This window comes from Dokdonia sp. R86516 (assembly GCF_044596715.1).
Taxonomy (GTDB): Bacteria; Bacteroidota; Bacteroidia; order Flavobacteriales; family Flavobacteriaceae; genus Dokdonia.
Window position 1 is genome coordinate 2,279,355 of record NZ_CP138998.1, and the last position, 13,607, is coordinate 2,292,961.

General features: G+C 36.6%; 2 protein-coding genes. Both read left to right on the top strand.

What is annotated here, in order from left to right:
• Window positions 1-79 precede the first annotated feature (79 nt).
• Complete coding sequence (locus SJY23_RS10295) at window positions 80-10,123, top strand: Ig-like domain-containing protein (protein ID WP_396596272.1); 10,044 nt, start codon at window positions 80-82, stop codon at window positions 10,121-10,123.
• A 49-nt stretch (window positions 10,124-10,172) separates the two neighbouring features.
• On the top strand, window positions 10,173-13,589 hold the full coding sequence (locus SJY23_RS10300; protein WP_396596273.1) for a beta strand repeat-containing protein: 3,417 nt from the start codon (window positions 10,173-10,175) through the stop codon (window positions 13,587-13,589).
• Window positions 13,590-13,607: the final 18 nt, after the last annotated feature.

The window sequence follows — 13,607 nt, forward strand, 5'->3', positions numbered from 1 at the left end:
TAATATCATAGGGGTTTTAATAAAGACTCATATGGTCAAGATTAAAATAAATTATAAGGTTTTTATAAAATAGTAATATATGAAACTAAATTACTTAGGAGATTTAAATAGATTAAAGAGCGACTTTATGTTTAGAGTGGTTGTTTTGTTTGTGTTTATGCTCTTGTCTAATCAAATGTTTGCTTCAACAGTTTCAACTGTTGAGACACTTGTAGATGATGCTGATACCTTAACGGGTTGGAACTTTGCTTGTGGAGAAAACAAGACTGTTGATGAGTACGGTGCAAATGCAAATGGAAAAGCCTCAACAGATGTTGTGCTTCCTAACTCGGGAAATATTTATCAATACGTAGTTGAGATTGTTTACAAAGGAGCAAATCCTGGATCAACCATACAAATTAAAGATAATGCTAACAAGATGCATACTTTAAATAGGTTTGATGTTACAGGTTCAAGTAGTAATATTTGGGTTTATAGAGGTGTCATTCAAGGTAATACTTCTCGTATCAACTACTCAAACACCGTTAATAAAAGCAATTTGCAATCGATAGTTGTTTACGCTTTTAGAAATACAGTAGATGCATTTGCAAATTCTGGGGTGTTTACAAATTTAAGTGGATATAATAATAAGGTGCAGTTTACAATTGATATTCCTACTTTTTCAGAACCTAGGGATTTATTTGTTGAAACACCAATTTCTGAAATTACAACAGATGGTAGGTACTTACTGTTAAGAGCAGAAGCGGGAGGAGTTTCTGAAGAAATTATAATCACTGGTCCAGATAGTTCTTTGCCTGGTGGTACGTGTTGTTTAATAATGCCTACATTGGAATTATTAGATGTACCTGGTAGTGCTACGCAAGTAACTATTACAGTAGATACAAGGCATAGACAAAATGGTCAAAGTGTTAATGGTCAATCATGGATTATAGCTGGAGGAGTAAATGTGGACGCAGATTGTACTCCATCAATAGACCCTTGTAATGCGCAGGTGTCTGGTAACTTAGATAGTGATGGTGATGGTATAAGTGATCTTTGTGATCTTGATGATGATAATGACGGTATATTAGATACAGATGAGTGTGTAAATGCTGCGTCTGCCATATTACCGTTAAGTTTAGACTTTAGCAATGGAGTGTTTACTGATAGTGGAGCTAGTAGTGAGGTGGGTGATAAAATGAGGTATGTTAATGCTGGTACTTTTGAGGGTACACCTTTTGATTTAGAACTAGTTGTTATTTCTAATCCTGAACCAGCTACCTTAGATATCACTATTAACAACCCAATTTCTACAATATATCTAACAGGAGCAAATGTTGGCGCTCTTGCTGGCTTACAGATGAATTTTTATCAATCTGGAACTAATACGTTGCTGCCAATGCCTTTAGATGTGACGTGGATGGATGTGGACGGTATTCCAACTTCTAGTGAGGAGGTTATATTGAATACTACAGATGTACAGTTTTATCAATTATCAACATCTTCTGGTCTCTCAATAAGTAATTCTGGCGGAAAAATTAGAGCTAGAGGGGTAGAGGTTAATACAGAGAATACTGATGCAAATACACAAGATGCATGGTGGAGGACTAGATTCTTAACAACATCAAGCATTAATTTTGAATTAAGAAAACGTTTAGGAACTCCAGGTTACAACTTTGATGTTGAGCCTTTAACTAGTGCTGCTGCATTGGTACCTGTAACTGCTCCAGCCTCAGGTTGTAGTAATGATATTGATAATGATGGTATTATTAACGCTCTAGATCTAGATAGTGATAATGATGGATGTCCCGACTTTGTAGAGGGTAATGGTTCTTTCTTGAGTAGTGATGGTTTAGCAGCAAGTGGAACTTTATCAGACGGTAATAATGGTAGTGTAACAAATAACTTAGGTGTTATTGTTGACGAGAATGCAAATAGTGCTACTTATGGTGTTCCTTTAGTGGCTAATGCTGGTCAATTAAAAGGTTTTAGTCAAGATAAAACACAAAACCAGTGTGCGACTATCCTTGCAGATGATGATACAAGAACCGTGTTCTTTAATCTTCCTTTGAATATAGATGTAGTTGCAAATGATGACTATGGTGATAATGGAGCTTCTTTAACCGAGCCTGTAATAGTTACTGTAAATCCTGCACACGGAGTTGTTGAAATTAACGATAATAATACACCAGGTGACTTATCTGATGATACAATCATATATACACCAAATCAAGATTACTCAGGGTTTGATGAGTTCAAATATAAAATTGTAGATGTAAATGGTAATGAAAGTGAAGCAACTGTTTTTCTTTCTGTATCTGATGTATTTATAGTCCCTCCAGGAGAAAGAGGCTGTGATTGTGCACCTTTTTACGAAAATTCAAATTTTGCAAACCCTGTGTTAATTTCAGGAGTTGCACTGTCTGAAGGCGCCAAGTATAGGTTTTCAAACATTTTCCCAAATAATGCAAATGGAGTAGTTCTTGATGCGATTGTAGAAATTGTAGCTTTTAACAATGGAGCGACACTTCTTGATATTGACGTTGCAAATGAAGGTCTCCCTAGAGCATTCCAGCCTAAAATTAATAGTACTAATAACGGTGATCAGAGTGTGAAATTTGACATATCTTTTGTTGCTTCTGGTACAATGACACCTGTAAATATTTCTTTCTTCGGTAGTCCTTTTGATATTGATGGAGATAGTGTAATTACAAGGGAATATGCGGAGTTGAGTCTTCCAGATTCATACTACACCTCAGGAGATACGCTCATTGAGATTATTGATACAGGTGATGGAGTTAGAGGAACTTCTGTTAACCCTTTAACGGCTCCTGGTGGCGATATTTCTGAAGATCCTAGGTTTACTTTTAGTAACTATTGGGAAGGGAAGAGTAAGTTATCCTATACTATAGGTAAGCAAAACGGTAATTTTGATAGATTTTATGCGTTTGTGTTTGATAATGCAGAATATTTAAACCCTAGATCTACAATTCTTTCAGCTCCAGTTATCTGTGGTAACGTATCTGATGAAGGTGGGGATCCACTTCCTAATGTGGAAGTTGATATTATTGGTTCTGACGGAAGTAATAAAACGGTAGCAACAGATATAAATGGTAACTATAGATATGCAACTTCGATTCCTTCTGCTTTAGTTGATGTAACCTATACAGTTATTGAGAATGATAACTCAGGATATGTTTCATTATCTGATGTAGATGGAGCAAATGACAACAGAATAACTCGCGTGATAAACTTGATGTCTACATGTGGGAATGATTTTGTAGATGATGGTAGACCTAATGCTGTAAATGATGAAACAGTAGCTTTACCTTTAGAAACTATTAATGTTAATGTATTAGTGAATGATATTTTTGGTCCGGATCTAGCTGCTAGTGGACCAATTACAATTATAACTCAGCCAACTCTTGGAACTGCTATTGTTAATACCAATGGAACAACAAATGATCCAACTGATGATTTTATAGAGTTTACTGCACCACTAGTAAACACTTCTGTTATACAATTTGAATATCAAATTTGTGATAGTGATAACGATTGTGATAGCGCCATTGTTTCAGTAAATATAGGGGCTCTTATTAATACAACTGCGGTTGATGATATTGAGAATACTTTTGTTAATACACCTGTAGATGGTAATGTATTAACTAATGATTTTGATGCTCAAGGAGATGCTCAAACAGTTACTTCGTCTAATGTAACATCTACTCAAGGTGTTGTTGTGAATATAGCGCCAGATGGTTCTTACTCATATAACCCTCCAGCTGACTATGTAGGTTCAGATACCTTTACTTATACAGTTTGTGATAATGGTAATCCACAAGCATGTGATACCGCCACTGTATACGTTGAAGTGATTCCTACAACAAGTAAAAATGATCCACCAGTTGCAAATGCTGATACTGGAGTTACAGAAATCAACACGCCTGTAGAAGGAAGTGTGCTTTCAAATGATTTTGATCCAGATGGAGATCCAATAACGGTTACTGCAAATACAGATCCATCTAATGGAGTATTAGTAATCAATCCTGATGGAACTTACGAGTACACACCAAATACTGATTTTGTAGGAGAAGATACATTTACATATACCATCTGTGATAATGGTAATCCAGCTGAATGTGATACGGCAACGGTTACTATTCAAGTAATTCCAGACTTTGCAAACATTACAGTAGCAAATGATGATGCTTATATTGGTTCTATTGATACAGATGTATTAGGCAATGTATTGGATAACGATACAGATCCAGAAGGAGATGCTCAGACAGTATCTTTAGAAGCAGATCCATCAAACGGAAGTGTTGTTTTAAATTCAGATGGTACTTTTACTTACACACCTGATTCAGGTTATACTGGGCCAGATGAGTTTACTTACACAGTAACAGATGCACAGGGAGCAACAGATACTGCTACGGTTTCATTAGTGATTGCACCTTTAAGTAATACAACAACAGCGATTGATGATATTAATAATACCTATGTAAATACAGCTGTATCTGGTAATGTATTAACGAATGATGATGATGCAGAAGGAGATACACAAACAGTAAGTTCAAATACAGAACCTGCTAATGGAACACTCGTGATTAATCCTGATGGAACTTACGAGTACACACCAAACACTGATTTTGTAGGAGAAGATACATTTACATATACAGTATGTGATGATGGAAACCCACAGGCTTGTGATACGGCTATTGTTTACTTAGAAGTACTGCCAGAGCCTACGAGTAAGAATGATCCGCCAGTTGCAAATGCTGATACTGGAGTTACAGAGATCAACACGCCTGTAGAAGGAAGTGTACTTTCAAATGATTTTGATCCAGATGGAGATCCAATAACGGTTACTGCAAATACAGATCCATCTAATGGAGTATTAGTAATCAATCCTGATGGAACTTACGAGTACACACCAAATACTGATTTTGTAGGAGAAGATACATTTACATATACCATCTGTGATAATGGTAATCCAGCTGAATGTGATACTGCAACGGTTACTATTCAAGTGATCGCTGATACTACTAACATTACAGTAGCAAATGATGATGCTTACATTGGTTCTATTGATACAGATGTATTAGGCAATGTATTGGATAACGATACAGATCCAGAAGGCGATGCTCAGACAGTATCTTTAGAAGCAGATCCATCAAACGGAAGTGTTGTTTTAAATGCAGATGGAACTTTCACTTACACACCTGATTCAGGTTATACTGGGCCAGATGAGTTTACTTACACAGTAACAGATGCACAAGGAGCAACAGATACTGCTACGGTTTCATTAGTGATTGCACCTTTAAGTAATACAACAACAGCGATTGATGATATCAATGATACGTTTGTAAATACTGCTGTAACTGGTAATGTATTAACGAATGATGATGATGCAGAAGGAGATACACAAACAGTAAGTTCAAATACAGAACCTGCTAGTGGAACACTTGTGATTAATCCTGATGGCACTTATGAGTACACGCCAAATACTGATTTCGTAGGAGAGGATACCTTTACATACACAGTGTGTGATGATGGTAATCCACAAGCTTGTGATACTGCTATTGTTTACTTAGAAGTATTGCCAGAACCTACAAGTAAGAATGATCCGCCAGTAGCAAATGCTGATACTGGAGTAACAGAAATCAACACACCTATTGAAGGAAGTGTACTTTCTAATGACTTTGATCCAGACGGAGATCCAATAACGGTGACTGCAAATACAGATCCATCTAATGGAGTATTAGTAATCAATCCTGATGGAACGTTCGAGTACACACCAAACACTGATTTCGTAGGAGAGGATACATTTACATATACTATATGTGATAATGCTACTCCAGCTGAATGTGATACTGCAACAGTGACTATTCAAGTGATCCCTGATACTGCAAACATTACAGTAGCAAATGATGATGCTTACCTTGGTTCAATTGATACAGATATCTTAGGAAATGTATTGGATAACGATACGGATCCAGAAGGTGATGCTCAAACAGCATCTTTAGCAACTGCTCCATCAAACGGAAGTGTTGTTTTAAATGCAGATGGAACTTTCACTTACACACCTGATTCAGGTTATACTGGACCAGATGAGTTTACTTACACAGTAGCTGACGCTCAAGGAGCTACAGACACTGCAACGGTTTCATTAGTGATTGCATCTTTAAGTAATACAACAACAGCTATAGATGATATCAATGATACGTTTGTAAATACTGCTGTAACTGGTAACGTATTAACGAATGATGATGATGCAGAAGGAGATACACAAACAGTAAGTTCAAATACAGAACCTGCTAATGGAACACTCGTGATTAATCCTGATGGAACTTACGAGTACACACCAAACACTGATTTTGTAGGAGAAGATACCTTTACATACACAGTGTGTGATGATGGTAATCCACAAGCTTGTGATACTGCTATTGTTTACTTAGAAGTACTGCCAGAGCCTACGAGTAAAAATGATCCACCAGTTGCAAATGCTGATACTGGAGTTACAGAGATCAACACGCCTGTAGAAGGAAGTGTACTTTCAAATGATTTTGATCCAGATGGAGATCCAATAACGGTTACTGCAAATACAGATCCATCTAATGGAGTATTAGTAATCAATCCTGATGGAACTTACGAGTACACACCAAATACTGATTTTGTAGGAGAAGATACATTTACATATACAATTTGTGATAATGGTAATCCAGCTGAATGTGATACTGCAACGGTTACTATTCAAGTGATTGCTGATACTACTAACATTACAGTAGCAAATGATGATGCTTACATTGGTTCTATTGATACAGATGTATTAGGCAATGTATTGGATAACGATACGGATCCAGAAGGAGATGCTCAGACAGTATCTTTAGAAGCAAATCCATCAAACGGAAGTGTTGTTTTAAATTCAGATGGAACTTTCACTTACACACCTGATTCAGGTTATACTGGGCCAGATGAGTTTACTTACACAGTAACAGATGCACAAGGAGCAACAGATACGGCAACGGTTTCATTAGTGATTGCACCTTTAAGTAATACAACAACAGCGATTGATGATATTAATAATACCTATGTAAATACAGCTGTAACTGGTAATGTATTAACGAATGATGATGATGCAGAAGGAGATACACAAACAGTAAGTTCAAATACAGATCCATCTAATGGAGTATTAGTAATCAATCCTGATGGAACTTACGAGTACACGCCAAACACTGATTTTGTAGGAGAAGATACCTTTACTTATACAGTATGTGATGATGGAAACCCACAGGCTTGTGATACTGCTATTGTTTATTTAGAAGTATTACCAGAGCCTACGAGTAAAAATGATCCACCAGTTGCAAATGCTGATACTGGAGTTACAGAGATCAACACGCCTGTAGAAGGAAGTGTGCTTTCAAATGATTTTGATCCAGATGGAGATCCAATAACGGTTACTGCAAATACAGATCCATCTAATGGAGTATTAGTAATCAATCCTGATGGAACGTTCGAGTACACACCAAACACTGATTTCGTAGGAGAGGATACATTTACATATACTATATGTGATAATGCTACTCCAGCTGAATGTGATACTGCAACGGTTACTATTCAAGTGATTCCTGATACTGTAAACATCACAGTAGCAAATGATGATGCTTACCTTGGTTCAATTGATACAGATATCTTAGGAAATGTATTGGATAACGATACGGATCCAGAAGGTGATGCTCAAACAGCATCTTTAGCAACTGCTCCATCAAACGGAAGTGTTGTTTTAAATGCAGATGGAACTTTCACTTACACACCTGATTCAGGTTATACTGGACCAGATGAGTTTACTTACACAGTAGCTGACGCTCAAGGAGCTACAGACACTGCAACGGTTTCATTAGTGATTGCACCTTTAAGTAATACAACAACAGCGATTGATGATATTAATAACACCTATGTAAATACAGTTGTAACTGGTAATGTATTAACGAATGATGATGATGCAGAAGGAGATACACAAACAGTAAGTTCAAATACAGATCCATCTAATGGAGTATTAGTAATCAATCCTGATGGGACTTACGAGTACACACCAAACACTGATTTTGTAGGAGAAGATACCTTTACATATACAGTATGTGATGATGGTAACCCACAAGCTTGTGATACTGCTATTGTTTACTTAGAAGTATTACCAGAGCCTACGAGTAAAAATGATCCACCAGTTGCAAATGCTGATACTGGAGTTACAGAGATCAACACGCCTGTAGAAGGAAGTGTGCTTTCAAATGATTTTGATCCAGATGGAGATCCAATAACGGTTACTGCAAATACAGATCCATCTAATGGAGTATTAGTAATCAATCCTGATGGAACTTACGAGTACACACCAAATACTGATTTTGTAGGAGAAGATACATTTACATATACCATCTGTGATAATGGTAATCCAGCTGAATGTGATACGGCAACGGTTACTATTCAAGTAATTCCAGACTTTGCAAACATTACAGTAGCAAATGATGATGCTTACATTGGTTCTATTGATACAGATGTATTAGGCAATGTATTGGATAACGATACAGATCCAGAAGGCGATGCTCAGACAGTATCTTTAGAAGCAGATCCATCAAACGGAAGTGTTGTTTTAAATTCAGATGGTACTTTCACTTACACACCTGATTCAGGTTATACTGGGCCAGATGAGTTTACTTACACAGTAACAGATGCACAAGGAGCAACAGATACTGCTACGGTTTCATTAGTGATTGCACCTTTAAGTAATACAACAACAGCGATTGATGATATTAATAACACCTATGTAAATACAGTTGTAACTGGTAATGTATTAACGAATGATGATGATGCAGAAGGAGATACACAAACAGTAAGTTCAAATACAGATCCATCTAATGGAGTATTAGTAATCAATCCTGATGGAACTTACGAGTACACGCCAAACACTGATTTTGTAGGAGAAGATACCTTTACATACACAGTGTGTGATGATGGAAACCCACAGGCTTGTGATACGGCTATTGTTTACTTAGAAGTATTGCCAATAAGTGGACCTGATAATGAAGCACCTGTTGCTAATGCGGATTCAGGTATTACAGAGTTGAACACACCTTTGTCAGGTAATGTTCTGCCTAATGATTTTGATCCAGATGGAGATCCAATAGCGGTTACTGGAAATACCGATCCAGCTAATGGGTTGGTAGTATTACTGCCTAATGGATCATTTGTTTATACTCCAAATACTGATTTTATAGGAGAAGATACATTTACATATACAATTTGTGATAATGGTAATCCAGCTGAATGTGATACTGCAACGGTTACTATTCAAGTGATTGCTGATACTACAAACATTACAATAGCGAATGACGATACCTATAATGGTATTTCAAATACTGATATTTTAGGAAATGTTTTAGATAATGATACGGATCCTGAGGGAGATGCTCAGACAACATCGTTAGTATCTGATCCTACAAATGGAACAGTAATTTTAAATGATGATGGTACTTTTACATATACTTCTAATTTGGATTATGTAGGTCCTGATTCCTTTGTGTATCAGGTAATAGATGTTCAAGGTGCAACCGATATTGCAACTGTATATCTGACGGTGGGTATGGAATTAATTCCAGATTTTGCGCCGACGATATTTAGTGGAGTGACGACTATTGTGGGTAATACTGGAGTTATAGATTTCAGAGTATTAGTTGCTGAATTTGCTGGTCAAAATTCTAATGGGACTACACCAGTGGAACTTAGGATAGTCAAAAGTGATGATTTATTAATAACATTTGATCCTACAAGTGTGTTAGTCAACGGCTTTCCTGTGTCAAACACCGATTGGCTGTTTGATAATTCTAGTCCTACGCTTTATAAATTTATATATATTGGGAATAACGGTATCTTTCCAGCAAATAGCGCGTCAATAATTGGTTTAAATGCTGTTTATTTACCACTTATAAGCACTGAAGGAGAGTTTCCTTTGCAAGTCACAGTCAAATTTAACTCTGGAGGTGAAACTAATAATTCTAATAATAATGATGTGGATTATGTAGAATTCGATAATGACATACTTGATGATGATGATGATGATGATGATGATGATGATGATGATGACGATTAATATATTAACTATAAAGAATTTCCAATCTCAACAACCTTAAATACCTACAATGAAAAAAAATCTATTTCTACTCATTTTTACCTTTCTATGTTCGCTTGTAACCTATGGTCAGACGGTAACAGTAACTGATGCAAACGTAAGTCCTGATCCGCTTGATGGTTTGTCTTTAAATGGAGAAGGTATAGGAACATTTGTTTTTACAGAGAATGATGGTGTGGCTGTCCCTGCCTCTGCATTTGGAATGCCTAATGTTACTATTAGTATTAGTTTACAGTATGTAGAATTAACAGATGCCGATTTGGCTGGTATAACAGGAACTGTACTGTCATATTTCACAGTTAATTATGATGCTGGGAACAATGTCCTTGTTTTTCAACAATCATCTGAAATTCCTGCTAATTTTTCAGGAAATATTTCAATACCATTAACTGTCACTCAAAACTCAACAGAGAATCAAAGTTTCAATGGATTTAACGTGAATATTGCAGCAATTGATGGCCCAACTGATGCTCCTGGAAGTACAGCATACTTTACGCATACTAGAGGTGTTTTAGCAGATGTAGATATAACTGATACCTCTTTTCCTGGAGATACTTTGGATTTATCTGTATCAGATGCTGATTTGAATGAAGATCCTTCAATTGCAGAAACTGTCAACGTGATTGTGAAAAATGATATTACAGGTGAATCAGAGGTGATTATATTAACAGAGACAGGTCCAAATACAGGTGTGTTTACCGGAACTGTGGATACCATATATGGAGTTTCTGCGGGTGCTAATAATGATGGGCTAATTAACACCCAAGTTGGTGATACAGTGACAATTTTCTATAATGATCAGTTAGATGAGAACGGAACACTAACGGTATTGACAGATGTTGATAATGTATTGGGTGGAATTACTGGAATAGTAGATATAACTGATACATCAATTCCTGGTGATACTTTAGATGTGGTTGTTACAGATGGAGATCTTAATGAAAACGCTTCAGTAGCTGAAACTTTGAATGTTGTTGTTGTAAACGAAGACACTGGTGAGTCTGAAGTAGTTACTTTAACCGAAACCGGACCTGACACAGGCGTTTTTGCTGGTACAGTTGATACGGTCTATGGTGTTGTTGCTGGAGTAGATAATGATGGTGAATTCAATACACAAGCAGGTGATTCGGTAACTGTTACTTATGATGATGAACTTGATGAAGTTGGTAGCAATCCAGGACCAATCACAGATACAGATCTAGTTCTTGGTGGAGTTACTGGTGAAGTTACTATAACAGATACTTCAATTCCAGGGGACACTTTAGAGGTTGTAGTGACTGATAATGATTTGAATTTAGATGTCAATATTATAGATACAATTGATGTGGTTGTTGTAAATGATCAGACTGGTGAATCTGAAGTTGTGACTTTAACGGAAACCGGATCTGATACAGGTGTTTTTGCTGGTACAGTTGATACTGCATTTGGTGAGATAGCTGGTACAAATGATGATGGAACACTGAACACTCAAGCTGGAAATACTGTGACCGTAACATACGACGACGAGCTTGATAATACAGGTGGTAATCCTGCTCCTGTAACAGATACTGATAATGTTATTGGTGGAGTTACTGGTGAAGTAACTATTACTGAAACTTCAATACCAGGTGATACGCTGGATATCGTTGTAACTGATAACGATTTAAATCAGGATGTTGATAATATTGAATCGATTGAGGTAATTGTTGTAAATGATGAAACTGGCGAATCTGAATTAGTTACTCTAACAGAAACAGGTGCTGATACGGGAATATTTGAAGGTACTGTTGATACTGTATTTGGTGATAACGCTGGTGCAGATAACGATGGGATTTTCAACACTCAAGCTGGAGATACTGTAACGGTAACTTATGATGATGAGTTAGATACTTTAGGTAATGATCCAACAGCTGTTTCAGATACAGACAACGTAATCGGAGGAGTAACAGGTAAGGTTGAAATAACTGAAACTTCAATACCAGGAGATACATTGAATATTATTGTAACTGATAATGATTTGAATCTAGACATTACTAGTGTGGACACAATTGATGTCGTTGTTATAAACGATGAAACTGGTGAAACAGAAACAATCACTTTAACAGAAACAGGAGTTGATACAGGTGTGTTTGAAGGAACTGTGGATACCGTATTTGGTGATGCTGCTGGTACAGATGGCGACGGAATTTTCAACACCCAAGCTGGTGATACTGTAACTGTAACTTATGATGATGAATTGGATAGCAATGGTAATAATCCAGATCCAATTACTGATACCGATAATGTACTCGGAGGGGTGACTGGAGTTGTAGATATTACTGATACATCAGTTCCAGGGGATACTTTAGATATATCTGTTACTGATAATGATTTGAATGAAGATATTAATGTAATCGAAACTATCGAAGTTGTTGTTGTTAATGATAATACTGGAGAGTCGGAAATAATTACTTTGACTGAAACAGGTGCTGACACAGGTATATTTGAAGGTACCGTAGGAACAGTATCAGGTATAATAGCTGGAACTGATAATGATGGAGTATTTAATACACAAGCTGGTGATACAGTAACCGTAACATATGATGATATATTAGATGTAACAGGTAGTGATCCTACCCCTGTTACAGATTCAGATACTGTCTTTGGTGGCGTGACTGGTACTGTGGATATTACAAATCTTTCCATACCCGGTGATACATTAGATATTGTAGTTACAGATAACGACCTAAATCAAGATGATAATAGTATAGAAAATATAGAGGTTATTGTTGTAAATGATGTCACAGGTGAATCTGAAACTATCACATTAACTGAAACTGGAGTCGATACTGGAATCTTTACAGGGACTGTGGATACAGAGTATGGCGTAACAGCAGGTACTGACGATGATGGTATATTTAATACTCAGTCTGGTGATACTATTACAGTAACTTATGATGATGAGTTTGATGAAATAGGGTCTGATCCAGACGCAATTACAGATACAAATACGGTGGGCAATTTACCAGATTTTGGTCCAGTGATTTTCACAGGTACAACAACAGTTGCTGGTGATTCTGGTAATGTAGACTTCAGAGTTTTTGTAGCAGAGTATAATGATAGGCAATCAAATGGTACTGATACTGTTGAGTTAAGAATACCTAAAAATTCGGCATTTATTCTTACCTACGATTCGAGTCTTACTACATTAAATGGAGCTCCAGTTAGTAATTCTGATTGGATATTTGATGACTCTAATCCAGTCTTATATAAATTCATATATGTTGGAAATGGAGGTGTATTTGAAGGCTTAACAGCATCTATAGTTGGTATTAATGCTGTCTATAATCCACTACCAAATACTAATGGTATATTCCCGATTCAGGCAACCGTTCGTTATTTTTCAGGTGGAGAGGTTAATAATTCAAATAATGATGATTTCGATTACATAGAGTATAACAACAACTAGTAGTTGAAAATATCCTTA